The following is a 25,574-nucleotide window of genomic DNA, read 5'->3' on the forward strand; positions in this document are numbered from 1 at the left end:
CGACCTTTGCCAGTCAAACTCAAATACGGCAGCAATAAATCGAACTCCAGGCAGTCGAGCATCGTCGAGAAACTCCATCTGGACAATCGCTTCGTGCGATACGGCCTGGTGCTTGTGCTCGGCTGTTTTCTGGTGGCTCTCACCGTCCTCGGCTACTACTACTTTAAGTACGAAAATATAGTGAACGACCGCTTAGCCAAGGGACCGCTGTTCGCCAACGTGTCGCAGATCTATGCAACGCCACGCGAGGTGCGCGATGGCCAGAAGCTGTCGACCTCGGAGATTGCAGCAGAACTTCGCAAAGCCGGCTACAACAGCAATCCGCAGCTGGGAACGTTTCAGCTGAACGGCGACAGCATCTTCATCAAGCCGGGCCCCGAGAGCTATCACACCACCGATGGAGCGACGATCAGCGCTCCGAACGGCATCGTGCAGAAGATTACGGGGGAGAATGGAGCGGCGCTGAGCGCTTATGAGCTGGAGCCTCAATTGATCACAGCGCTCTCAGAGGATAGCCGTCGCACAAAGCGGCTGTTGGTCAGTTATCAGGATATTCCGCCGCGCATGGTACAGGCTGTAACGGCAATTGAAGACCGCAACTTCTTTGAACATAACGGAATTAACTTTCTGCGCATCGTTAAATGCGGCGTAGAAGATCTGATGAGCGGCCGGAAACGGTGCGGCGGCTCTACGCTGACCATGCAACTGGCGCGCGGTTTCTTCCTGTCCCCGGAGAAACACCTGAAGCGGAAGATGATCGAGATCCTGATCACCTTTCAGCTGGAGTCGCGCTTTTCAAAGCAGCAGATCTTCGAGATGTACGCCAACCAGATGAATCTGGGATATATCGGCAGCTACGATATCAATGGGTTTGGCGAAGCTTCCCGGGCTTTTTTTGGCAAGAACCTGGGGCAGCTCGATACGGCAGAGTGCGCCATGCTTGCGGGTCTTCTGCAGAATCCCAGTTATCGCAACCCCTACCGCCACCCGCAACGCGCTATCGCGCGACGCAACGTGGTGCTTGATTCGATGGTGGAGACCGGGGCGATCACGGCCTCGGAGGCCACACGGGCCAAGGCCGAGCCCCTGCACCTTGCTCCGCCAAATATCGAGGCAAGGCAGGCACCTTATTTCGTCGATCTGGTGCATGAGCAGTTGGTGAAGCGTATCAGCGATCAGGATCTCGCTCACCAGAGTCTCCGAATTTACACGTCGCTTGATCCGGACCTGCAAAGGGCCGCCTCAGAGGCCGTCGAGGTTGGCATGAAGAATGTCGACGAGCTCGTACGCAAGCGGTACGCCCGCAGAAAAGACTCGGGCCCGATCACCTATCCGCAGGTTGCCCTGGTGGCTCTGAACCCACACACGGGCCAGATTCTGGCTTTGGTGGGTGGCCGCAATTACTCCGCCTCACAGTTGAATCACGCAATCGCCCAGCGGCCTACGGGATCGATCTTCAAGCCGTTCGTCTTTGCCTCGGCATTCAACACTTCGCTCAACGGCACCAACCTTGATGACAATGGCCCATTCACCGCGGTCAGCAAGATCAATGACGACCCACAGGACTTCGGGGACAACGGCAAACCGTATATTCCAGGCAATTTCGTAAAAGGTGAGTATCCGGGCATGGTGACGGCTGCCGATGCCCTGGCGCACTCTCTCAACATCGCAACCATTGCGCTCGCTCAGAAGGTCGGCTACGGCAATGTGGCTGCACTTGCCCGCTCCGCCGGAATCGTCAATGCACGTCCGACTCCGTCGATGGCAATCGGGACCTATAACGCTACGCCGATCGATATGGCGGGAGCGTACACAATCTTCGCCAACGGTGGCGTCCACATTAATCCATGGATGCTGGCCTCGGTACGCAATACCAATGGCGATATCGTGTCGGATTTCTCCTCCGTCGCCAAGCAGATCATCGATCCGCGGGTAGCGTTCCTGACGCAGTCGCTGATGGAAGGCGTAATGAACTTTGGAACCGGCGCGGCAGTGCGCGCTCGCGGATTTAGCGCACCGGCAGCGGGCAAGACCGGAACCGAGCATGATGCGTGGTTCGCCGGGTATACCTCTACCCTGCTCTGCGTTGTCTGGGTAGGCAACGACGACTACACCGATATCAAGGTTCAGGGAGCCGACGCCGCCGCTCCGATCTGGGCGGAGTTCATGAAGCGGGCGATCAAGCTGCCGCAGTACTCCGACGTAAAGCCGTTCGCTCCTCCGGATGGAATTACGATCGTGAAGGTCGATCGCGATTCGGGACTGCTGGCTGATCCGACCTGCAGTGTGCACACTATGAATGCGGCGTTCCTGGATGGCACTGCTCCTACGGGCAGCTGCTCGCAGATGCACGACAATCCGCAGAACTTCTTCCAGAAGCTCTTCGGGGTGGGAGGGCACAACGAAACGGTCTCGCCCTATACACCTGCTCCTGCGACATCGCCCGCAAATACCGCTGTCCCTCTTCCTGCACATCCTTCCGCTGCGAAGCCCGCTAACAGCGCTTCGTCCGCGGAGCAGACCGCAAAACCCGAAGAGCCGAAGAAGAAGAGAAACTTTTTTCAGAAGCTCTTTGGAGGCGGAGGCGATAAGGATAAGAAGGACAAAGGTCAGGAGCCTCCTCGGTAAATCGCCTCACCAGCCATTTGAAACGGGACGATAGAAGAAAGTATCGCCAGAGAACTCAGCCTGGAAGTGGTGGGTGGATTCTTCCGCCTGTTCCGCATTACCCAGAAACAGATACCCATCCGTTGCGGTCAGACGATGAATTGCGCGAAAGACGTGTCCACGATCCTGCTGCGAAAAATAGAGGAGAACATTGCGCAGCAGGACAAGATCGCATATAGGAAGCGATGGCAGAGGGCCGCAGAGGTTGACCTGCTGAAAGTCGCACATGGCGCGTAGACGAGGGCTTATCTGCCACTCTTCCTCGTGTCGGGTCATGTATTTAAGCAGCATCCTGGCCGGCAGCCCTCGATTCACCTCGAGCCGGCGGTATCTTCCGGCCATCGCATACTCAACCACACGCTGGGAGATGTCGGTGCCCAGGATCTTCACATCCCAATAGGCTGTCTCGGGAAAATGCTCCGCCAGCAGCATCGCGATACTGTAGGCTTCCTGTCCGGTCGAGCTTGCGGCACTCCAGATGCGAAGTCTCCTTGCGCTCCGACGGCGTTCCACCAGCGCTGGCAGAATGTTCTCCCGAAGCAGGTTGAATGTCTTTACATCACGAAAGAAGCTCGTCTCGTTGATGGTCATGGCCTCTGCCACGGCGCGATGCAGATGCGTGGGGCGCTCCGATTGAAGCAGCCTTACGAACTCGTGCAGATTGGACATGCCGGCCCTTCGAACCACTGGGATCAGCTTTGCATCGAAGAGCGAGTTCCGCGAGGGATCGATCAGGTTGGCAGACTGTTTCAGGACAAGCTCGCGAAGATAGGCGTAATCGGATTCAGTACAGGCCATGAGGTACCTCGCGTTGCCGGGTGGCGGTCGATGAACTGGAGCGCATCCCGGCCTTTCCTGAACGACCGGCACCGACTCTCTGGTTGATCTCACGGGCCAGCCCATCCAGCGGCAGAACGGCTGCGGCGATTCCCGCTTCGGCTACACGGCCCGGCATACCCCAGACAGCCGAGCTGGCTTCATCCTGGGCAAGTATCGCGCCGCCGCGATCGTAAACGGCGCGCGCGCCATCCAGACCATCGGACCCCATGCCGGTCAACACCACCGCTAGAGCACCCGCGCCATAGAGACGCGCCGCCGAAAGGAAGAGATAATCCACTGCTGGACGACAGTGGTGCAGAGGCTCGTGCGAGTGCAGCTTTACCTGTGCTGCAGAGGATGCTTCGGAGCCACTGGGCCGGAGGGTCACCTCCATGTGCATGTCACCCGGTGCAAGCCATACCACGCCGGGCTGGAGCGGAGCACCCTGGTAGGCCTCTACCACTTTCAACGGGCAGCAGCGATTCAGGCGTTCCGCAAGCACGCTTGTAAAGAGCTTTGGCATGTGTTGGACGATCAGTGCGGGAACGGGAAGATCCTGGGAGAGACGAGGCAGAAGCTGCTCCAGCGCATTCGGTCCGCCGGTCGAGACTCCAATCACCAGCACTTCAACCGGGGCATTGGCCATCCCTTCGCCTCTGCTCTGGGGAATCGCAACAGAAGTGCTTCTCGATATGACTGGAGGCGCAAGAGCAGAGGAGGGACGGCGTCTCTCTGCGCCAAAGGCAACGATGCGCGGCAGAAGCTGCTCTGCCAGCGAGCTGAGTGCGCTCTCAAGGTCACGCTGGCCCGCGGGCTTCATCACGTAGTCGGCGGCCCCTCGCGCCAAGGCGTCGAAGGTAGCCCTTGCACCTCTCTCGGTGTGCGAGCTGCACATGATTACGGGAAGTCGAGGTTTAGTATGACGAAGCCGGTCGAGAACGTCGAGTCCGTTCATCCTCGGCATCTCAAGATCGAGAATCAGCACATCGGGAGCGAGGCGGGTGATCTCCTGCAGGCACTCGACGCCATCCCGCGCGACCCCCACCAGCTCCATAGACGACAGCTCCGCCCGCGTATGGCTGGCATGACGCTCAAACAGCGTCCTCAGAATCCCGCGCATCACGGCAGAGTCATCGGCCGCAAGAACGCGCAGGGGCTGCGCTGCAAAGATCCCCATCTCTCCGTCCCCTTCTTCCGCACGCGGCGGTCTGCTGATCACTCTGATTTATGGTTCAGGCGGCGAAGCCAAGCAGCATCATCTTTTCACGCAGGCTTTCCTGGGTGAATGGCTTCATCAGAAATTCGTCTGCGCCGTTGTCCAGAGCCTTTGCGATGAAGTGATTGTCGGCCTCGGTCGTCACCATCATGACCTTCATGTCGGGGTGGAGCCTCGCCTTGCGAAGCGCCTTTACGCACTCCAGTCCATTCATGACGGGCATGTTCAGATCTAACAGCATCAAGTCGAAGCCTGTCTGGGATTCCAGCACGGCAAGAGCGTCCGAGCCGTCTACAGCCTCGGCGCAGGCGATGCCCATGCGGCCAAGCAGTTTGCAGAGATACTCGCGAATAAAACTTGAATCATCGACGATCAAAGCCCTCATGCGTTTTCTCCTCCGCCGCCGTTGCGAAACATGCCGGTCTCCGCCAGGCGAGAGGGCCGCAGCTTCTGTGGATCCAGCTGAATCAGCAGACCGTTTTCCATCTTGTAGGCTCCATCGAAGAGCCACTTGCACTTCGCATCGAGTGTGCAGGGATTGGCTTCCAGCATCTTCTGCTGCACGGTGACGACCCCGCCTACGCCGTCGACCATCAGTCCAAAACGCTCCTGGCCTCCACTATCGTCATCGAGCACCAGCACGCAGCCGGTCTCCGTATTTTCGGGGAGTCCGAGCAGTGCCCGAAAGCTGACCGTCGTCAGCACATCACCGCGATACGGCACAACGCCGGCGACAAAAGCAGGCGCCATCGGTACCCGTTCCAGCTCTCGCTTGCCCAGCACCTCGCGAATCTTGCCAGTATCGATCCCAAAGGTCTCCTCCCCGGCAAACATCGAACAAAGAGATGCGCTCTCTGCCTCTTCACTCAACTCCTGAGAATCCTGTGCGACGATCTTCATGCGACCTCCCTCCAGCTTTTGCCAACCTCACCCGCAAAGCCGCGGAAGATAGTCGTCAACCGCTCATTGACGAGCGCCAGGTCCATCTCTCCGTTGGCTGCATCCTTCTCAAGCATGTTTCCGTCGGAGACATCGAGGACCTTGCGGACCACGATTCCCATACGGCCGGACTTCGTCTGCGGATCGCCACAGATCAGGATCGTCACCGAGGCCTCTTCATCCTGGAGCCCGTCCATGTCTTCGAGAACATTGCCGTCGTCGCGAAGCTGGAGCAGCTCACCGCGATATTGCAGTAAAGCGCGGCCGCTTGCATACTCGACTCTGCTGATCGGCACGCTTTCGATTCGTTCCACTACGCCTAGCGGAAGCGCCGTCCTCTCACGGGCGCGATCTTCGAAGACCAGAAAAGATGCCTCATCCTGCCTGACCTCAACGGCCTCTTGTTCCTGCTCTTCCATGACCGGCTTCACCCCGGCACGCGCGGCGGTCGCCGCAATATCGAGGATCAGCGCCAGAGTGCCGTTGCCCAGCACCGTGGCTCCGGAGAACAACCCGATCTCACGCAGCACCGCAGACAATGGCTTGACGACGATCTCTTCAGGAGCAAGCAGATCGTCCACCACCAGGCCGTAGCGGCATCCTTCGGCCTCGAGTACAGCCATATAGAATCCGTGCGCCTCGGTCTCATTCTTCAGGCTGAGCAGACGGTCAAGCCACACCATGGGCAGAAGGCGCTCACGCAGACGATAGACCTCCGAAGCTCCAACTCGCTCAACGACCTTTTCCCGATCCCGCGCGGGGATGTAGACCAGCTCGACCAGCGCCGTCTGTGGAAGAGCGAAGCTCTGTCCTCCGCTCCTGACGACCAGCGCCGGAACGATAGCAAGCGTCAGGGGAACCCTCAGGCGCAGCGTGGTTCCTACACCCACCTTCGATTCCAGCTCGACGCTTCCGCCAACCTTTTCGACGTTCGCCCGCACTACATCCATGCCGACGCCGCGGCCTGACACCGTGGTAACCGCAGCGGCAGTGGAAAACCCAGGAAGGAAGATCAGTTGCAGCGCCTCGCGCTCGGTCATCTCCTTTGCCTGCTCAGGAACCACCAGGCCGCGCTCAACCGCCTTGGCCAGCACGCGCTCCATTGCGATTCCCGCGCCATCGTCGGAGACTTCAATGACAACGGAACCGCTTTGATGAAATGCCCTGAGGCGAAGGCAGCCTTCCGCCGACTTCCCTGCAAGAACGCGATCGGCAGGCGATTCAATTCCATGATCGACGGCGTTGCGAACCGCATGGGTCAGAGGATCTTTGATGGCTTCGAGCAGGCTTTTATCAAGCCCGGTCTCCTGGCCGGAGAACTCAATCCGCACCTCACGCCCGCAGGTGCGCGCCAGATCGCGCACCATGCGTGGAAACTTGCCAAAGAGATTGCCTACCGGCTGCATGCGCGCCTGCATCACGGTCTCCCGAAGATCGGCGGTCACGCTATCCAGCCGGCGAGCAAGCTCCGGGAAGTTCGTGGATTCGACGCCGCTCTGCAACATCTGGTTGCGGGTCAGCACCAGCTCACCCACCAGATTCATCATCCGGTTCAGCACCTCGACATCGATGCGAAGCGTCTTGTCACCGCTGGACGATCCTGACGTCTGCGTGTTTGCAGCGGCGCTCCCCGCCTCTAGCGAAGCAGGTGACGGAGCTTCTTCCGCGACTTTGATCGGAACGACAGGAGCCGGCTTCTCTGCGAGCTGCGATGGCGCTTCCTCTCCATTCAGCATCGCCAGTTCTGCGATCAGGGCGCTATCCTCATCCCCTGCGCGGCTGCCTTCGCTGCCCGTCTCTTCAATCAGATTGAGGATGGCGCGCAGGCCGTCGAGCAGCCGAAGCAGGCCGCTGATCAGCTCCTCGGTGACCGGCAAGCGTCCGTCCCGCAGCGAGCCCAGCAGGTGTTCGCCCGCGTGCGCCAGCTTCTCCAGCCGGCCGAATCCCAGAAATCCGGTCGTGCCCTTGATGGTATGGACCGCGCGAAAGATCTCCGCCACCAGTTGCTGGCTGTCCTGCGGCCGGGTCTCAAGCTCGGTCAGACACCGCTCCATGCGGTCCAGACCATCCTGGCTTTCAGCGATAAATTCCTGTGTAAGGTCGTCCACACCTCTCTTATCGGGAGCCGGTACCAAACCATTAGTGAGAAGCGACTTGTCACCGCGTGCGGCCCCCGATAGCCTCTTCCCATGTCTCAAAATGAAGCACCGGCGGCTCTCTCCCCTGCACAGATCGACGACCTTCGTCAGCGTGCGCTCGCCGCCGCAACGAAGGCCTATGCTCCCTACAGTGGATTCCGCGTGGGGGCAGCTGTCCTGCTGGACGACGACACCGTCACCACTGGCTGCAATGTCGAGAACGCCTCCTTCCGCCTGACCACATGCGCCGAGCAGTCAGCCATCGCCGCAGCCGTTGCCCTGCAAGGCTCAACAGCGCGTCTCCGTGCCGTGATGATCGTGAACCTGAATCACACGGCGAGCCCGCCCTGCGGTGGTTGCCGCCAGACAATCCTTGAGTTTGGCTCACCCCGGACAGAGGTGTTCTTTCCTGCCACTGACGATTCGGAGATACGATCCACCATCACCGATCTGCTACCGCATGCCTTTCTGCTTGAGGGCCGCTAGGCCAGGACCGCTGTTTTTTTATGAATGCATTCCATCCCATTGACGTCATCCTGCATAAACGCGACGGCCTTGCTTTGAGCGACGAAGAGATCCGCGGCTTCATCCGCGCGATTGTCGAACGTACACCGGACTGCCAGCTTGTCACCGATGCTCAGATCGCGGCGCTGCTGATGGCGATTTTTCTGCAAGGGCTCGACAGCCGCGAGCTGGCCACCCTGACTTCGGCGATGCGATCGTCAGGCGATGTCTTCGATGCTGCTCCGCTGAAGACCTTTATGGTCGACAAGCATTCGACCGGAGGCGTGGGCGACAAGACCTCCCTGCTGATTGCGCCCATCCTTGCCGCAGCCGGTCTTGCGCACCTCACGGATGAGGGTGTGCCCGGAATCTGCGTGCCGATGATCAGCGGACGATCGCTTGGCCACACCGGGGGCACGCTCGACAAACTGGAGACCATTCCAGGTTTCAACAGCCAGATTGATCTGAAGCAGCTTGCCGAGACGCTGCGCATCTGTGGAGCAGCACTGATCGGCCAAACACCGCGAATCGTTCCCGCCGACCGCACTCTTTATGCTCTGCGCGACCACACCGGCACGGTAGAGTCGCCGTTCCTGATCACGGCCAGCATTATGAGCAAGAAGCTCGCCGAGTCACTCAACGCTCTCGTTCTCGATGTTAAGGTCGGCTCGGGGGCCTTCATGCCGACCTACGAGAGATCGCAACAGCTCGCAACGTTGATGGTGGAGACAGGCGAGGCCGCCGGAACCCACACGGTCGCCCTTCTCACCGGCATGGACGAGCCTCTGGGCCGCTTCTCCGGTAACTGGGTCGAGGTCTGGGAGTGTGTCGATATCATGCAGGGGAGGTGGCATCCCATGTCCGCCGACCTGATCGAGCTTTCGAATATCCTCGCCGGATGGATGCTTCATCTCGCTGGCCGCGCACCCTCACCCGAGGCGGGGTCGGAAATGGCCGACAGCATCCTGCGCTCAGGCGATGCCTACAAGGCCTGGCTCAGGATCGTTCAGGCCCAGGGGGGCGACATCTCGGTCTTCGAAGATCCCGCAGCGCATCACAAGCCGGCGGCAAAGCGCGTCCTTAAGGCAGAGCAGACTGGCTATCTGTCGTCCATGAACTGCAAACAGGCTGGGTGGGCGGTTCAGCGCCTTGGAGCAGGGCGAACGAAACCAGGAGATCCTGTAAGCGCTCACGCTGGTATCGAATCCCACGTGAAGCTTGGCTCCCGGATCGAGCGGGGACAGGCGCTCTTTACGCTCTTCAGCGAAGACGAGGCCCTGCTCGAAGAACCGGAGCAGATGCTTCGCGCGGCCCTTTCCATTGGGCAAACGCCGCCAAAACTCTTACCACTGGTGCGGGAAGTCGTATCAACTGAGTCGATTCAGCGGCAGAAATAAAGGAGACATTGCATGACTCCCTCCAAATCCGAAAAGCAGAAGATGCTGGATGGCGAGTTGTATAACGCCGGAGATCCGGTCCTGATGGCCGACCGCGCTCGCGCCGCAGCTCTGCAATACCGCTACAACACGACTCTTCACGAACCGGCAAAGCACTTTGTCCAACTCCAGGAGCTTCTCGGTTCTGTCGGAGCAGACTCTGTGATCCGGCCCCCTTTCTTCGTGGACTATGGTTACAACATTCATCTGGGGCGGAATGTCTTTCTCAACTTTAACTGCGTTCTTCTGGATGTGACTCACATCACGATCGGCGATCGCACACAGATTGGTCCCTCGGTACAGATTTATGCCGCAGATCATCCCCTGGATCCCGAGTTGCGAAAAGACGATCTCGAGAATGGAAGACCTGTTCACATTGGAGCCAATGTATGGATCGGAGGAGGCGCCATCATCCTTCCCGGAGTCACGATTGGCGACGATGCTGTGATCGGGGCAGGCTCCATCGTCACCCGCGACGTGCCTGCCGGAGCGAAGGCAGTAGGCAACCCTGCGCGGATCAAGGGTTAGATTCATGTGCCCATTAACGGAACAAATTGCTGCCTTTTCCTGCGGACTTGACGGATAATCACATCCGAAGACGCAATTCCATCAGCAGGCACCCGGGCCCCGGCATTGATAACAAAGAGCCTGCACAAAGGCACGGACCTGATGAACTACGCTTTTCTTCCCGATCTTTCAGCTCTGGCGATCCTGATCGTCATCCTGGTGTTGCTTCGCCGCCGCCATGACCATCGGCAGGCGAACCTATGGCTCCTTGGACTTTTCTTCACACTGATCGAATCCACCGCCCATATTTTTTACGCTCCGGGCGGTCTGCCCATCACCGTCCTTCATACGACCGTCATCGTCTGCTACCTTCTGGCTGGGATCGTCTTCGTCTGGGCATCCGGAAACTACGCCATCTCCGACAGAAGAAGCTTTCATTTCCTTCTTCTCAATTCCATCCCCCTGCTGGGTATGTGCGCGAGCTACGGGATGCACCTCTTTACCAGGAATGCCTTTCTGCCATGGGTGGTGCTGGGATTGCTGATTGGAAGCATCTCCGCGCTGGCCATCCGCCGCAGTGTGCTGGTCGCAATCCTGATTGCCTGCGGATGGCTGGGCATCGGATACCTGGTCTCCCATAACCGGTACCGCGACGCTGTCTATTGGAGCCTCTGCGTGGTGTATTCCATCGCCACTGCAAACTTCTATCGCAAGCTGCCGCGAAACAGCACGGGACGGCTGGCCATCGTCACGGGATTTTTCATCTGGACATTTTTCTTCTTCTTGCACCCGTTCATCGTGACCTATCGCACCTATGCCGATATCGCCTCGCACCTATGGAACATGCAGAAGTCGCTCATCTCCATCGGCATGATCCTGGTCATGCTGGAAGAGCAGGTCTCTTGCAACCGCTGGCTGGCTCTGCATGATGAACTGACAGGACTGTCGAACCGGCGCTCGTTTGAAGATCATCTCGCAACCGCCTTGGAGCGGTGCCGCCGTTCGCATTCCACCCTGGCGCTCTTTATGCTTGACCTCGACGGCTTCAAGCAGATCAACGATACGCATGGCCATCATGCAGGCGACCAGTTGCTCCGGCACGTCGCCAGCAGCCTGCGCGAGCATGCAAAGAGCTTCGAGTCGATCGCGCGTCTGGGTGGCGATGAGTTCACGCTGGTGGCCTGTGATCCGGGTCACTTCGGATCGATCGAGCGCCTGCAGGAAATCATCCGCGACGCCACGGAGATCCCCTTCGTCTTTGATGACCAGAGGCTAAGCGTCTCCGCGTCCATCGGCATCGCGCTTTATCCGGACGACGCCGACGACGCCACGCGCCTGCTTCGCATCGCCGACCTGCGCATGTATTCGCTCAAGCAGGCGCGAACGCCCCTGCGTCATATCCGGCTGGACAGTGTGCCTTCGCTCACCGCCAGCGGACGTTTCCGCGGCAGGACGGCTTCGGGACGCTTCTAAAACCCACTGGTTCTCAAGCCTTACCAGCCTTTACACTCATCCCATCGGACCTTTGCGGCTACCGGCAGGAGAGCCACCTCTTTGCATCGATTCACCGGACTTTTAGGACTCATCGTCTTCCTCGGGCTTGCTTACGTTTTTTCGTACGACCGCCGCGCGATCCGCTGGCGCACTGTCGCCTGGGGGCTCGGGCTCCAGATTGTCTTCGCATTCCTGGTCATCAAGTGGAGCTTCGGGCAGACGATTCTCCACACGGCCAGCAGTGCCGTTACCGGGCTTCTTTCTCACGCCGTCGATGGCTCCTCCATGGTCTTCGGGCCTCTGGGCACGCCGGGGAGCCCGCTGGCGATCTTCGCCTTCGCCGTGCTGCCGACGATCATCTTCATCTCCGCTTTCTTCGCCCTGCTCTATCACATCGGTTTCATGCAGCAGGTCATCCGGGTAGTCGCCTGGATCATGCAGCGGACGATGGGGACCAGCGGCGCTGAATCGACCAATGTGGCAGCCTCCATCTTTATGGGGCAGACCGAGGCTCCTCTTACCATTCGCCCCTTTCTCGATGGAGCGACCCGCTCCGAGCTGATGACCATCATGACCTCGGGCATGGCCCATGTCTCCGGCGGAATTATGGCCGCTTATATCAGCTTCGGGATCAACGCGCAGGATCTTCTTTCCGCGGTCATCATGACTGCGCCCGGCACCATCCTCGTGGCCAAGATGCTTGTACCGGAAACGGAGCAACCCGCCACCGCCGGAACGGTGAAGATGCCGCCCAATGAAGAGCACAAGAACGACAACTTCATTGCCGCCATCGCTCGCGGCACCATCGATGGCGGCAAACTGGCCTTCAATGTAGCCATCATGCTGATCAGCTTTCTCGCCCTGGTCGGGTTGATGAACGCTATCATGCTGGGCATCTCAAATTTCCTGTGGGCACACGGACACATTCCCTTTCCTCATTCGCTCAACTCGGTCCTCGGCGTCATCGGCGCGCCCGTTGCCTGGTTGATCGGGATCCCCTGGCACGAGGCCCCGGCGATCGGCAACCTGCTGGGAACGCGCGCCGTGCTCAACGAGTTCGTCGCATATACGCAGCTAGGGCTGCAGAAGTCGCAGCTCTCGCCGCGAACCTTCTCCATCGCGACCTTCGCCCTATGCGGCTTCGCCAACATAGGCTCCATCGGAATGCAGATCGGAGGAATCGGAGCACTGGTTCCCAACCGGCGCAACGATCTTGCCCGGCTTGGCCTGCGCGCCATGCTGGCAGGAACCATGGCGAACCTCCTTTCCGCATCCATCGTCTCCATGCTGATTCGATAGGCCCGACCGCAGTTTTCATCCTCTGCATCTTTACAGTGGTCTTCAAATCTCCTAACCTCAACTCGTTAGCTAAAACGCTTTTCTAATCACTCCGAAACGAGATGAGCATGACCCTGAATCGCAGAACCTTTGTGAAGGTCGGCAGCATGGCTGCTGCAGCCACCAGCCTTAACGTTCTCGCTGCACCGCAGCAGGCCCCGGCGCCAAAGTCCGCAAACGACACCATTCAGCTGGCATTGATTGGAGCAGGTGGCCAGGGCCAGGGCGATACCCGCAGCGCCCTGGAGGTTCCAGGCGTCAAGCTGGTCGCCGCCGCCGACTGCTACGACGGACGCCTGGCCCACTGCAAGGAAGTTTGGGGACAGGATGTCTTTACCACACGCGACTATCGCGAGATCCTCGCCCGGCCGGACATCGACGCCGTCATCATTGCGACTCCTGACCACTGGCACAAGCAGGCAGCCGTCGACGCCATGAAGGCCGGCAAAGATGTGTATCTGGAAAAGCCCATGATCCATCTCTACTCTGATGGCCCGGAGATCATCTCCACGGCTCGCTCGACCAACCGCATCCTCCAGGTCGGCAGCCAGCGCGTCAGCTCGGTCGCCTACGCCAAGGCAAAGGAGCTGCTCGCATCCGGCGCCATCGGCGAGTTGAATATGATCAGCGCCCGCTGGGACCGCAACTCCTCCATCGGAGCCTGGAACTACTCCATCCCGCTGGACGCCAGCCCGCAGACCTGCGACTGGCCCCGCTTTCTCGGCACAGCACCGAAGATTCCGTGGAACCCCGAGCACTTCTTCCAGTGGCGCAAGTGGAGCGACTACGGCTCCGGCGTCGCCGGCGATCTGTTCGTGCACCTCTTCAGCGGAACGCATTTCATCACCGGAGCACACGGACCGACTCGCGCTATGGCGACCGGAGGCATCCGCTTCTGGAAGGACGGCCGCAATGCGCCTGACGTCCTTCTGGCTCTCTTCGATTATCCCCAGGGCTTCAATCTCAGCCTGCGTGTGAACTTCGTCAATGGAGGAGCGGAGAGCGAGGGCTTCCTCTTCACCGGCTCCGAGGGCACGATGGAGATCGCCGGTCAGACCGTGACCGTCACTCGCGTTCCGCGCGAGAAGGAGCCCGGCTACACCGTCTCCACCTTCACGAACGAGATGCAGAAAGAGTATCTGGAGAAGTATCACCAGAAGTATCCGACGACTCCGCCGCAAGGTTCGACCTACACCGCAATCGAGAAGTTCTCCGCACCCAAGGGCTACTCCGATAGCGTCGATCACTTCCGTAACTTCTTTTCATCCGTACGTACCCGCAAACAGCCCGTAGAAGACGCTACCTTCGGCTTCCGCGCAGCCGGCGCGGCGCTCCTCAGCAATCTCAGCTACGACAAGGGGTCCGTCATCAAGTGGGATCCCGAGACCATGAAGCTCGGCTGATGGCCGCGTCATCAAAGATCCATCATCCATAGTGCGGGCGGCGAATCTCGCGATCACTCCGTGAGATTCGACCAGTCCGAAGTGAAAGAGAACGATGAAAAATCTCCGCATCCTTGCAACTCTCTGCGCCCTGATCGCTCCCCTTCCGTCCTTCGCACAATCAAAGCCGGCGAACACCCCTATAAAGGTAGTGATCGTGGGTCTTGTTCACGGGCACGTCAAAGGCTTTCTGCACGCCTTGCCGAACAATCCTGCTGCACAGCTCGTCGGTATTGTTGAGCCGAACACCGCCCTGGCGCATCAATACGCCACCGAGTATCACCTCGACCAGTCTCTCTTCTCCACCGATCTTGAGAAGACCCTGACATCGAAACATCCTGATGCTGTGCTCGTCTACACCACCATTCAGGACCATCGGCGCGTGATCGAGGCAGCAGCACGCCACAACATCAGCTCCATGGTCGAAAAGCCGCTCACCACCACCATGGAGGACGCGCTCGCTATTCGCCGCGCTGCACGGGAGCACCACGTCAACGTGCTGGTGAACTACGAGACCACCTGGTACCGCTCCAATACCGAAGCGATTCATGAGGCGGATGCCGGGAAGTTGGGAACGTTGCGCAGAATCGTCGTTCACGATGGTCATGAAGGGCCCAAGGAGATTGGGGTCGGGCCGGAGTGGCTGCCCTGGCTCACCGATCCGGTCCAGAACGGCGCTGGAGCTCTCTTTGACTTCGGCTGCTACGGCGCAGATCTCTCGACCGTTCTGATGCATGGCAAAGCTCCGGCCTCGGTCACGGCAGTGACCCAGACCGACAAGCCCAATATCTACCCCAAAGTCGATGATGAGGCGACCGTCATCCTGCATTACCCCGGCGCGCAAACCGTCCTGATGCCCTCGTGGAACTGGCCGTTCGCGCGGAAGGACATGGAGGTCTACGGAGCTACCGGCTACCTGATCACTGTCGGCCCGGATGGAGTTCGCACCCGTTATAAGGGAGAAAAGACAGAATCTCAGAAGAGCGCCCCCATGCTGCCTGCAGAACAGCGGGACTCGCTGGCTTATCTCGCAGCTGTCCTGCATGGGCAGATCAAACCCACGGGCGATCTCTCCTCGCTCGACACCAACATGATCGTCATGCAGATTCTCGACGCCGCACGGACGTCTGCAAAAACCGGGCGGACGGTCGAGCTCAAGTCGCTTCCGCAATAATCTTTTCCTGCAAGAAATCTCCATGAGGCCGGACATTTCTGTCCGGCCTCACTCTTTAAATCCATTTCGTGACAGATGCTTGTAAAGACGCCGAAATATGGCTCATTGGTGCGACCGGTCACCCTCTCGCTCGCTCTTTCCTTCAATCGCCTGTCCGGTTGCTTTCGCAGCCCCTCCCACAGCCTTGATGACGTTGTTCCAGCTCTTCTTCAACGCATCCCCGGTGCGATCCTGGGCCTTGCCCAGCGCTCTCCCCGTGCTGTCGTTTGCCAGAACCAGCGCAGTATCCGTGCTGCGGCCACCGGTGGCGATCCCGCCCAAAGCCGAATTCCCTCCATAGATCGCCGCCTGTGCCGGGCGTTTCGCTGGATTGGCCCAGGCGATGTCGGTATCCGGCAGACGATTCATCCTGCGTACTCTCGGCTCCGTAAAATCTGTACGGCGCATCTTTTCCGCAAGCGGCCAGCGCGAAGACCCTATCCACGTCATACCATCTGCCGGATGCCGGAACTCACCCAGATTGATCACATCCGATCGCTTCATCGCATGCATCTCCGTGCAGCGATCGCCGCCGCACCCATGCGAGCATAGTTCCTCGTTCAGGAAAGAGGCATGTTTTCCCGGCGAGATCCACACCTTTGCGCCATGGTCTTCCGCTTCCAGGGTCGAGGCCCGGCTCATCTGACTGGCATCGCACACCGTGTCCTCGTGCGCGGCAGCATACCAGTAAATCGCGGTCCACTCCGATCCGGCGCCATCATCAGAGGTTCGCCGCAGCAGCACAGAGACGTGCTCTGCATCCAGCGCATGGCCCATCTCTCCGCAGTCCTGGCGCCACAGGTGATAGAAGTGCAGTTCGACCTCATCTCTGCGATTCTGGTAAGGAGATGCCTGTCCATAGATCGTGCCATCGTCGTCCAGGACGGTCGGAATCGCTGCCCCCAGGCGAAACCGTCCGGGCTCTTTGGAGCAGTCTTCGTGGCTGATCATCCAGGTCGGCTGAAATTGTTGTAACAACGTATCCTCCAACCGGTCCGTCAGTCCATCGCCGTCACTGTCGCGAGCGCCATTCGGCTTCGCCGCTCCGGCAGTCATGCAGAAGCAGAAGAGGAAACTCACCCATAACAACGCAATCCCCACACGCGCCATGGGTCATTCTTCCCTGCTCGCCTGTATCTGTCCAGTTCCGGCTCCTGAACATGCCGCACAACCGCAAACTCCAACACCACTTCGGCTGGTTATAAATCTGGAGATACGCCGGATTTATAACGCCGACTCGGTACCGCTACACTGTAAGAGGCCTGAAAGAATCTGCAGAGAAAAATACTCTTCGCAGTGATTCGGATAAATGTTTTTCAGGCCGGATACTCTTTCTGCAGAATTTTAGCCAGGAATGCTATGACCCAGACGAACAACCAGTCTGTGACAGACGATCTTCACGCGCGAGCACTGGCAGCCGCCGCCTACATTCGCTCTGTCGCGCAACATCAGCCGCGGCTCGGACTTGTTCTGGGCTCAGGCCTCGGCGACTTTGCCGACCATGTCCAGAAGGCTGTAGCAATCCCTTACTCCGAGATTCCCAACTTCCCGGTCTCCACGGTTCCGGGCCACTCAGGCCGGCTGGTGGTGGGAGAAATCGAAGGCGTTCCCGTCGTCGTCATGCAGGGCCGCGTTCATGCATACGAGGGCTACTCCATGTCGGAGGTTACCTTTCCCACTCGCGTGCTCGGACTGCTGGGAGTCAAACAGCTGATCGTCACCAATGCCGCTGGAGGCATCAACCCTGACTACGGCCAGGGCGCCATCGTGGCTATCTCCGATCACATCAACTTCACCGGCAGGAACTCCGTCGCCGGTCCGAACGAGCCCCGCTTCGGACCACGCTTCTTCGATATGACTCACGCCTACTCACCGGATCTGCGAAGGCTTGCCCGCAAAGAGGCAGCTACGCAGGGATGGAAGCTCGAAGAAGGCGTCTACATCGCAGTATTCGGCCCCAGCTATGAAACGCCCGCCGAAATACGCGCCTTTCGCACGCTGGGAGCAGACCTGGTCGGCATGTCGACCGTCCATGAGGTCATCGTGGCCCGACACATGGGAATCGATGTCCTCGGCCTCTCGGTCGTTACCAATATGGCCGCCGGCGTCCTCGATCAACCCATTAACCACGAAGAGGTGATGGAGACAGGCCGCCGCATCGCGGGACAGTTCACGAGCCTTCTCACCGCACTGATTCCGCAGCTTGCGAACAACACCTCAGCCTGCTGATCGTCGCCGGACTGCACTCTACCGCAATAAAGATCACCGGCACAGAAAGGAACCTGCTCCTTGCAAGATCGTCCCGCCCAGCAGCTTCTGCTTCCACAGCGCCCTCTCGTCCTGGGACTGGGAGGCTGTTCCGGATCCGGGAAGACGACGCTCGCCCGTGAGCTGACAACACAGCTCGCCGCCACGCTGCTGCCGCTGGATTTTTACTATCGCTGCCTGAGTCGTCTTCCTCCGGAAGAACGTGCGCTGCAAAACTTCGATCATCCGGACTCGCTTGAGCACGCTCTTCTGGTCGAACACGTTGAGTCGCTGGCAGGCGGCAAACTTATCGAGCGGCCCATCTACGACTTCACTACCCATACCCGCGTTCGCGACCGCACCGAGACGGTCACGCCTACAGCGGTTCTGATCGTCGAAGGCATCCTGGCGTTGCACTATCCGCAGCTGCGCGCGCTGTACGACTTCAGCATCTACGTCAATGCACCCAACCAGATCTGCCTGAACCGCCGCATCTACCGCGACATGCGCGAGCGGGGACGCACCGAAGAGAGCGTGCGGGCGCAGTTCGAGGCCACGGCAAAACCCATGGCCGATCTCTACGTCATCCCGTCAGCGCAGCACGCCAGCATCACGGTCGAAGGCACCGATGCCCTGGACTGGTCGGTCGAGCAGGTCCTGCAGAGCCTCCACCAACTCAGGCTCCTCCACTCGTTCCACCGCTCCGGCTCCCAAAGCTAACTCGCCATACATTGCCACAATCTCCTGCCGCGCACTTTGCGAAAGAACGAAGCGGTCTTCTCGTTCACTCAGGGCCGTACCAAAGCGCAGGGACGCCTGCACTCCACTCGACTGCGCCAGTCTCCAGATATGCGGAAGCAACAGAGCATCTCCCCACCAGCAAACGTCATTCGCCACTGAAACACTGGGATCGCCGGAAGCATAATGAAGCGCCGCTGCCTGCAGCTCCACGCCTTCATTGAGGACAGAGTGAAAGAGCCCGCGGCGAAATGGCAGAATCTCGGAGCCATCCGTCGTTGTCCCCTCCGGAAAGAAGAGCACAGGAAAGCCGCACCGATACGCCTCCGCCATGGCGCGATTCACCGCCGGATACGTTGCCGGTCCTCCTCCGCGCACGACATAGACCGTGCCTGCCTTCCGGGTCAGCCAGCCGATGCCCGGCCAGCCCCTGACCTCGGACTTCGCTACCATGATGAACGGATGAGCCGCCGCAAAGACCAGGATGTCGAGATAGCTCAGATGATTCGAGATGATCGCTCCTGTAGCAATCGGCGCGCCCTCCGCGCTCCAACTCACTCCGAGGGCGCGGAGAATTCTTTTGCAATAGCGATGAATCCTCCACGCTGCCTGCGCGGGTCGATCGACCGGACGCAACAGAAAGTCGATAGCAAGCGCGAGCAACAGACCAATGACGGCCAGAACGCGCAGGGAGGCTTGCAGAGCCTTCAAGCTCAGCAGCCCTCCAGGAATCTCGCCGCTACACGTGGGTGCAGGGTCTGCAGATCGAGCAGTGTCAAAAAATCGATGGTCCGGAATTCGCGGTCAATGGCAGGTTCTCCACAGATTCTGGCGCCGATCGCAAGATAAGCGCGCAGGAGCTTTGGAGCGCGCTCCAAGCAGGCGTCGTCTGCGACCTCCGGCATCGTGAAGGCAGGCGTAGGCAACGTTCGTAGAGCAGGCTCAACCAGGAAGTCCCGCAAAGACGCATACACTGCCCTTCCCATGTGGGGATCAGTGGAGTTCAGGGAACAGCACCCGACCATATACCGGCCACCGCCGGCGAGCGCATAACGTGCGATCCCCCGCCACAGCAGGTTGAGCACCTCGGACGAACGGTGATCGCGGTGGATGCAGGCACGCCCCAGTTCCACGACCTGGTGACGCATCCCCTCGTAAGGGGCAAAGGAGAACTCCTGCTCGCTGTAGTATCCGAAGTTGCGTCCCGCCACATCGCCTCTCTGCAGGCGATACGTTCCTACGATGGCTCCGGTGGCGCGCTCTTCCACCAGCAGATGATCGCAGACATCGTCATAGCGATCTCTGTCGTAGCCGTCGCCAAAGGACGACTCCAGTCCCTCGTTCATCTCCAGGTTGAAGACCAGGAAGCGCAGCCGATACGCTGCCAGGCGATCGCTCTCGCTCTTTGCCAGCCGGGCAACGTAGCGGCCAGCCTCAAGGTAAAGCTCTTTTCGGAGAAGAGGCTCAGGAATAATCTCCAGAACCTGAGGTGCAACAAAAGAGGGTGACTCTTTGACACTGACCATCGACTCTCCTTAAGCCGGGATGAGTGCTTACGAGGTCAGTCTGCGTTGGTTTCTGTTACAGGATGTTCACGCAACATGAAGATTCGTTGAATCAGAAATGGTGCACCGGTTCGGAACCGCTCTGGATACGGGAAAGCTCAGCCACGGCCACCCAGGCCTCCTGGGCAGCCCGCTTACGCTCCTCCGGCTTCGTTGAAAAGACAATGGGCGCTTCTGCAAATTCCAGCTCGGCGTGAATGCCGCGCAATCCCAGCAGCCGGAAGATGTGAGGGACCAGAACAACGTCACCCCAGTAGCAGATGTCGTCGCTGACGGTCGCCGTACCGTTGCCTTCGCCCAGGCTGTAGCAGATATGGGCCGCCGTGACCTCGGCTCCTACGGCGCGTACCTGGGCGAGCAGGCCGCTGTGAAACTTCAGCATACCCTCGCCGTTTGTTGTTGTTCCTTCGGGAAAGAAGACGACCGGCAAGTCGGCCCGGAAGGCTGCCTGCATTCCTTCTCGGGCCTTCAGGGCTGAACCGCCGTGGCCGCGCGCGACAAAGACCGTCCCGGCCATCTTCGTCATCCACCCCAGGACGGGATAGCTTGTCACCTCCGCCTTTGAGACAAAGACACAGGGGTGCAGCGCCGCATAGACGACGATGTCCAGATAGCTGAGGTGATTTGAGATGACGGCGCCGCGTTCAGGAAAGTTGCCGGAGACCGTAATCTCGATGCCGAGTCCATGCAGTGCAGCGGCCGCGAACCGATGCAGCCAGTCAGCGCGGCCCTCGCGTGTCTTCGGCCGCCGAACCAGCAGCTCCATACCGTATTTCAAGAAGTAACCAGCCAGCCGGATGCTTCGTGCTACCGATCGAAACACACTCACCCTTACCCTCCCCGGTCCGCACAGTCTATCCTGAGACCTGTGGAGAGTAACCCAATCAGCCTCAAGCAAGGCAATGGAGATCGTAACTCCTGCCAGTCTTCCACCGTTTCATCGCTGCAAAGCGAGGGATTTCTCTATCGCCGGATCGCGCTTCCGATCCTCGCCCTTCTGCGGCGCGGCGCCTCGCCCCGGCGGCTTGCATGGAGCATCGCCCTGGGCCTGCTGGTCGGCATCAATCCCGTGCTCGGCTCGACGACCGTTCTCTGCCTGGGACTCGCCATGCTGCTGCGCCTCAACGTCGCGGTCTCTCAGCTGGTCAACCACATCATCTATCCGTTCCAGCTGCTTCTGCTTCTTCCCTTCCTTCAGCTGGGCACCGATGTCTTCCACGCAGAACCCCTGCCATTCTCTGCCCGCATGCTGCTCCAGATGGCTCGCAAGGATCCCCTGGAGTTTGTACGCAAGATCTGGCGATGGGAGCTGCACGCCTTTCTGGTCTGGATCGCCCTGGCCGTCGTGCTGATTCCACTCATCGGAGTCGCACTGACGCCGCTGTTGCGAAGGGTCTCAACCCGCATGCAGCGCCGCAACGATCCTGCCGATCTTCCCACCTAGTAAGAGCGAGGAATCAGTTGCCGCCGTGAAACTCCTCGACCGGATCGCTGCTGCGGACCCAAGCGGTGTAGATCATATCCCGCAGCTCGATCGCTCCAGCGGCCAGCCTCTCCTCAGTAAAGGCCTTCCCCTCTGGAGTGCCTGCCCCGGTAAAGCCGCCTTCCTTCTCCAGCTGGTAGGTCTTCTCCACCAACGTCGCGGTGTGCCGCAGATAGCCCAGATAATCCGTCCACTCGTCGCCAAGGAGCTTCGGCTGCGAAGCAGCGACCAGCGGAGTTACGTCTCCCGGTTTGATGTTTCCAGAGACATAGGTGCTCTCGAACAACGAGTGGATCTTGTGTTCCGTCGTATAGCCGTTCGGATTTGGACCGACCCAGCCGTTGTATTGAATGGACACATGCATCGGCTGCGAACCATCGGCAACGTAATGCCCGAGCCACGCCGCGTAGTAAAGAATGGCTGTCTCCGCCGGCTTTGTGTCCTCACCGGCAGCAAGCAGGTGACGGTACTCGCGCATACCTGCCTTCAGCCGCTGCCAGACCTCCTCGGTCACGTAGGGCTGCAGGCCAATCTTCTCCGGCGTCATCTGGATATCAGGATGGGAAGCCTGGGCTTTCGTCAGGGCGCGGACATAATCATAGCGATTTCGTGGCAGGTCTCCGAGCAGGTCAGCATACTCGAGATCAATGAAGTGTTCCGGAGCCTGCGCCGCATTCAACTCAGCCTCGGCGCGATTACGCCAGCGGTCCGGCTCCGGTCCCAGGTACTCCATCGTGTCCAGAGCGTTTCCATTACGCAGGAATGCCGACACGTCCTTCGGAAGGTACGTGGCAGCCAGCCGATTGACCATCCGGTGACCGTCGCCTCCCCAGGCAAATGAAGGCGGAACCGAGAACCAGGGCACGAGGGCCGCGGCCACTGCAAAACGAAGCGCACGAGCAAAACGAGGCATAAATCCGAGTATATCTGCGGTTCCATGAATCTTCGGCTAAACCAGCACCTCTGTTCCGACGCTTTCCCTGGTGCCGAAGACCCGCCGATAGCGGTCGACCTCATCGGCTGGCCCGGTAGCTTTATTCACGTTGTCGCTCAGCTTGACCGCCGGCCTTCCCTCCACGGAAACTACCTTGCAGACCAGGCTGATCGGCTCAAGGTCGCGCTCCCCACGAGGATGACAGCCGCGAAAGTCGTTCGTCAGCAGCGTTCCCCAACCCGCGCTGAAGCGGATTCGCCCTTTGAAGTAGTCGTGCAGGGACAGGATGACGTCTACATCCAGACCATCCGAGGCAATCAGTCGCTTGCGCCTGGCGTCGCGGCCCCGGCTCATTAGCCAAGCGATGTACTCGTCTCCCGCGACGAAGGGGTCCTTGGAGTCGGCCCGCTGACCTGTCCAGTCCGCCACCCAGTCAGGCGCATTCTCAAGAAACTGCGTCGTGCCGAAAGTATCGGGCAGCAGAATCAGCAGTTCCCCTCCGTAACTCTTCTGCCACAGCTCCAGGACACGATATTGCGACTGCAACAACTCCTCGTCGGAGTTCGCCAACGCTGCGAGGGCCATGGGAAGCTCATGCGCGTTGGTCCCCATCGCCTCCAGGTCATGTTTGTAGGCCAGATAGGTGTTCGAGGTCCCCGAGAGACTCTCACCGATGCCTGCCCTCATCGCCATCACCACGTACTCCTGCCACAGAAAGGAGTGCCGGCGACGCGTTCCGAACTCAGAGATACGCACCTCGGGAGCCTTGCGAATCTTTTCGATCTTGTCCCAAAGGCGTGACTTGGCCCGCGCATACAGCACATCCAATTCTAGTTCGCTGAGCCTACCTAGAGCTGCCCTCGTCTTCATCTCACTCAGCAGGGCCAGGCCATAGATCTCCCACATTGTGACCTCGGTCCACAGCCCGGAGAAGCGCAGCACAATCTGTCCATCGTGTAGGGAGATCTCATAATCCGAGAGGCGAAAGTCATGTTCCAGCCACTCCAGAAAGGTAGGTTCAAAGATGCTTCGAGTTCCGTAGAAGGTATTTCCTGCCAGCCATATCAGCTCGCTCTTACGGAAACGAAGCCTGCGGACATGCTCCATCTGCTCACGCAGAGCCGCCACCGGGACATGGTCCGCCAGCCGCACGGCGAGCGTCCGGTTCGTCGTCTCCGACGTGACGTGGACCTGAGGAAAGTTCTTCCAGATAAACTGCAACATCAGCAGCTTGTAGAAATCTGTATCCAGCAGGGAGCGGACGATCGGATCGAGCTTCCAGTTATGGTTATGAGCACGTTCAGCCAGGTTGACGTTCATGTCATCCAGTCTCGCCCGTAAGGGCCTGCCGGGCAATCGAAAGCTTGCCGCGGGCGGACTGGCGCATGCCGATAAAATTCACAGAAACTCACGTCAGCCGCAGGATTTAGCTTGGTATCCTATAGGGGCTATGCCGACGAAAAAGGAACTCCTAGCCCAGCCCATCCAGCACATCGACATCAAGCAGCACAACGTGGTCGCTCTGGTCGATGCCATGCAATCGATGGCCTTCAGCTCACGCGACACCGCCCGCGCCGCCTCCATCTACGAGATGATGCTTCGCGACACCGAATGCGGTGTCATCCTGTGCCTCGCTGGCTCGCTGATCTCCGCTGGCCTGCAGAAGGTCATCGTCGACCTCATCCGCAACAACATGATTGACGCCATCGTCTCTACCGGCGCCAACATCGTCGATCAGGACTTCTTCGAGGCACTCGGCTTCAACCACTACATCGCCGGCGACGAGTACAAGTACGGCCACGAGGACGGCCTGCTTCGCGAGCTGATGATCGATCGCATCTACGACACCTTCATCGACGAGGAAGAACTGCGGATCTGCGATGAGACAACGCACCAGATCACCAACTCGCTCGAACTCCGACCCCACAGCTCGCGCGAGTTTATCCGCGAGATGGGAGCCTACCTGTCCAAGAACGGCAAGACCCCTCAGGCTGGCGGGCGCGATTCCATCGTGCTGGCAGCCTATGAGAAGAACGTGCCGATCTTCTGCCCAGCCTTCTCGGACTGCTCAGCGGGCTTCGGTTTGGTGGCCCACCAGCATGAGCGTCAGGGCAAGCCCTCGGTTTCTATCGATTCGGCCAAGGACTTCTACGAGTTGACCCAACTTAAAATCGCCAACCCGACCACGGGCCTCCTGATGGTAGGCGGCGGCGTTCCCAAGAACTTTGCGCAGGACATCGTAGTTGCTGCGGATATCCTTGGCGTGGACGCCTCCATGCACAAATACGCTATCCAGATCACCGTGGCCGACTCCCGCGATGGCGCCCTCTCCGGCTCCACCCTCAAAGAAGCCTCCAGTTGGGGTAAGGTCGATACCACCTACGAGCAGATGGTCTACTCGGAGGCGACCATGGCGCTTCCGCTCATCGCTGGTTACGCCTTCCACAAGCAGGCTGCTGCCGCCCGTAAGGGCAAGAAGTGGGCGGCAATTCTTGACCGGGTTGAAGTAAGCGCCTAGTTACTTTCGAATCTCCTTGAAAAGGCCGCCAGGAGCGGCCTTTTTCATCGATGCTGGGAGAATCGGAGGCATCCAAACCTCTTTATTATCTGTTACCTCCTAAGGCAACTCATTCTCTTCTGCTATTTGCACAATCTCTTCATCTCTGGCATCCTCTGCAGGTGCAGCAGATTGCGGTTTTCAAAAAAGGATAGAATCTGATTCGGCTATAGGTTACTTTTGTTACATGGCTCAGGCAGTTCGTTCGCCGTTTGCCGTTGCAGCACTTCATTTTGCTTGGTTTCTTTTGCCTTGGGTGGGGAGTCTGGAATGGCCTCATCTTCTAACTGTTACGGTTACCAAGGGTCGTTCAGCATGCACATGCTCCCGGTTATAG

22 protein-coding genes and 1 pseudogene are annotated in these 25,574 nt (G+C 59.2%); 12 read left to right on the top strand and 11 right to left on the bottom strand.

Annotation, left to right across the window (positions count from 1 at the left end):
- Positions 1-6 precede the first annotated feature (6 nt).
- Entirely contained in the window at positions 7-2,628 is a 2,622-nt protein-coding gene (locus GWR55_RS06690; protein ID WP_162401573.1) for a penicillin-binding protein 1A, read from the top strand.
- Between the two features lie 6 nt (positions 2,629-2,634).
- Here the strand turns inward: GWR55_RS06690 and GWR55_RS06695 are convergent, their stop codons facing one another.
- The 5 genes from GWR55_RS06695 to GWR55_RS06715 are packed head-to-tail and all read right to left on the bottom strand — an operon-like array spanning position 2,635 to position 7,749.
- Positions 2,635-3,465 (bottom strand): protein-glutamate O-methyltransferase CheR, encoded by an 831-nt coding sequence (locus tag GWR55_RS06695; RefSeq protein WP_162401574.1) that lies wholly within the window; start codon positions 3,463-3,465, stop codon positions 2,635-2,637.
- A complete protein-coding gene (locus tag GWR55_RS06700; RefSeq protein ID WP_162401575.1) occupies positions 3,452-4,663 on the bottom strand; it encodes a chemotaxis response regulator protein-glutamate methylesterase in 1,212 nt (403 codons plus the stop codon). Before GWR55_RS06700 ends, GWR55_RS06695 begins: the two co-directional genes overlap by 14 nt.
- Before the next feature lie 55 nt (positions 4,664-4,718).
- Positions 4,719-5,087, bottom strand: a complete 369-nt coding sequence (locus GWR55_RS06705; RefSeq protein ID WP_162401576.1) for a response regulator — start codon at positions 5,085-5,087, stop codon at positions 4,719-4,721.
- Complete coding sequence (locus GWR55_RS06710; protein ID WP_162401577.1) at positions 5,084-5,602, bottom strand: chemotaxis protein CheW; 519 nt, start codon at positions 5,600-5,602, stop codon at positions 5,084-5,086. The genes GWR55_RS06705 and GWR55_RS06710 overlap by 4 nt, the downstream gene beginning before the upstream one ends.
- Entirely contained in the window at positions 5,599-7,749 is a 2,151-nt protein-coding gene (locus GWR55_RS06715; RefSeq protein WP_162401578.1) for a chemotaxis protein CheA, read from the bottom strand. Before GWR55_RS06715 ends, GWR55_RS06710 begins: the two co-directional genes overlap by 4 nt.
- An 81-nt stretch (positions 7,750-7,830) precedes the next feature.
- On the opposite strand from GWR55_RS06715, the gene GWR55_RS06720 reads away from it, so the two are divergent.
- From GWR55_RS06720 to GWR55_RS06750, 7 genes are all read left to right on the top strand, one after another.
- Positions 7,831-8,265: a cytidine deaminase gene (locus GWR55_RS06720; protein ID WP_162401579.1), complete on the top strand. Its 435-nt coding sequence runs from the start codon at positions 7,831-7,833 to the stop codon at positions 8,263-8,265.
- A 20-nt stretch (positions 8,266-8,285) separates the two neighbouring features.
- Positions 8,286-9,680, top strand: a complete 1,395-nt coding sequence (locus GWR55_RS06725; protein ID WP_162401580.1) for a thymidine phosphorylase — start codon at positions 8,286-8,288, stop codon at positions 9,678-9,680.
- Positions 9,681-9,692: 12 nt separating this feature from the next.
- Positions 9,693-10,247: a sugar O-acetyltransferase gene (locus GWR55_RS06730; protein WP_162401581.1), complete on the top strand. Its 555-nt coding sequence runs from the start codon at positions 9,693-9,695 to the stop codon at positions 10,245-10,247.
- Between the two features lie 141 nt (positions 10,248-10,388).
- Positions 10,389-11,699 (top strand): GGDEF domain-containing protein, encoded by a 1,311-nt coding sequence (locus tag GWR55_RS06735; RefSeq protein WP_162401582.1) that lies wholly within the window; start codon positions 10,389-10,391, stop codon positions 11,697-11,699.
- Positions 11,700-11,780: 81 nt separating this feature from the next.
- Complete coding sequence (locus GWR55_RS06740; RefSeq protein WP_162401583.1) at positions 11,781-13,019, top strand: NupC/NupG family nucleoside CNT transporter; 1,239 nt, start codon at positions 11,781-11,783, stop codon at positions 13,017-13,019.
- 101 nt (positions 13,020-13,120) lie between these two features.
- Positions 13,121-14,461 (top strand): Gfo/Idh/MocA family protein, encoded by a 1,341-nt coding sequence (locus GWR55_RS06745; protein WP_238398691.1) that lies wholly within the window; start codon positions 13,121-13,123, stop codon positions 14,459-14,461.
- A 94-nt stretch (positions 14,462-14,555) separates the two neighbouring features.
- Positions 14,556-15,674 (top strand): Gfo/Idh/MocA family protein, encoded by a 1,119-nt coding sequence (locus tag GWR55_RS06750; protein ID WP_162401584.1) that lies wholly within the window; start codon positions 14,556-14,558, stop codon positions 15,672-15,674.
- Between the two features lie 102 nt (positions 15,675-15,776).
- Here the strand turns inward: GWR55_RS06750 and GWR55_RS06755 are convergent, their stop codons facing one another.
- Positions 15,777-16,823 (bottom strand): hypothetical protein, encoded by a 1,047-nt coding sequence (locus tag GWR55_RS06755; RefSeq protein WP_162401585.1) that lies wholly within the window; start codon positions 16,821-16,823, stop codon positions 15,777-15,779.
- A 249-nt stretch (positions 16,824-17,072) separates the two neighbouring features.
- Between GWR55_RS06755 and GWR55_RS06760 the strand changes: the two genes are divergently transcribed.
- Entirely contained in the window at positions 17,073-17,942 is an 870-nt protein-coding gene (locus GWR55_RS06760) for a purine-nucleoside phosphorylase (protein ID WP_162401586.1), read from the top strand.
- 60 nt (positions 17,943-18,002) lie between these two features.
- Entirely contained in the window at positions 18,003-18,680 is a 678-nt protein-coding gene (udk, locus tag GWR55_RS06765) for a uridine kinase (protein ID WP_162401587.1), read from the top strand.
- 288 nt (positions 18,681-18,968) lie between these two features.
- Here the strand turns inward: udk and GWR55_RS19220 are convergent.
- From GWR55_RS19220 to GWR55_RS06780, 3 genes and pseudogenes are all read right to left on the bottom strand, one after another.
- Positions 18,969-19,256 (bottom strand): annotated as a pseudogene (locus GWR55_RS19220) (lysophospholipid acyltransferase family protein); the annotation flags it as partial.
- A gap of 155 nt (positions 19,257-19,411) precedes the next feature.
- A complete protein-coding gene (locus tag GWR55_RS06775) occupies positions 19,412-20,224 on the bottom strand; it encodes a GNAT family N-acetyltransferase (RefSeq protein ID WP_162401589.1) in 813 nt (270 codons plus the stop codon).
- A 91-nt stretch (positions 20,225-20,315) separates the two neighbouring features.
- Positions 20,316-21,092, bottom strand: a complete 777-nt coding sequence (locus tag GWR55_RS06780; RefSeq protein WP_162401590.1) for a 1-acyl-sn-glycerol-3-phosphate acyltransferase — start codon at positions 21,090-21,092, stop codon at positions 20,316-20,318.
- Positions 21,093-21,131: 39 nt separating this feature from the next.
- Between GWR55_RS06780 and GWR55_RS06785 the strand changes: the two genes are divergently transcribed.
- Positions 21,132-21,707, top strand: coding sequence for a DUF2062 domain-containing protein (locus GWR55_RS06785; RefSeq protein WP_238398692.1), 576 nt, complete (start codon positions 21,132-21,134; stop codon positions 21,705-21,707).
- 13 nt (positions 21,708-21,720) lie between these two features.
- Here GWR55_RS06785 and GWR55_RS06790 read toward each other — a convergent pair whose 3' ends face one another.
- Together GWR55_RS06790 and pncB are read right to left on the bottom strand one after the other, a co-directional pair.
- A complete protein-coding gene (locus tag GWR55_RS06790) occupies positions 21,721-22,659 on the bottom strand; it encodes a S1/P1 nuclease (protein WP_162401592.1) in 939 nt (312 codons plus the stop codon).
- 36 nt (positions 22,660-22,695) lie between these two features.
- On the bottom strand, positions 22,696-24,000 hold the full coding sequence (gene pncB / locus GWR55_RS06795) for a nicotinate phosphoribosyltransferase (protein ID WP_162401593.1): 1,305 nt from the start codon (positions 23,998-24,000) through the stop codon (positions 22,696-22,698).
- 130 nt (positions 24,001-24,130) lie between these two features.
- Between pncB and GWR55_RS06800 the strand changes: the two genes are divergently transcribed.
- Positions 24,131-25,198 (top strand): deoxyhypusine synthase, encoded by a 1,068-nt coding sequence (locus GWR55_RS06800; RefSeq protein ID WP_162401594.1) that lies wholly within the window; start codon positions 24,131-24,133, stop codon positions 25,196-25,198.
- Positions 25,199-25,574 lie beyond the last annotated feature (376 nt).

It is taken from the genome of Edaphobacter sp. 12200R-103, assembly GCF_010093025.1.
In the GTDB taxonomy this organism is placed as follows: Bacteria; Acidobacteriota; Terriglobia; order Terriglobales; family Acidobacteriaceae; genus Edaphobacter.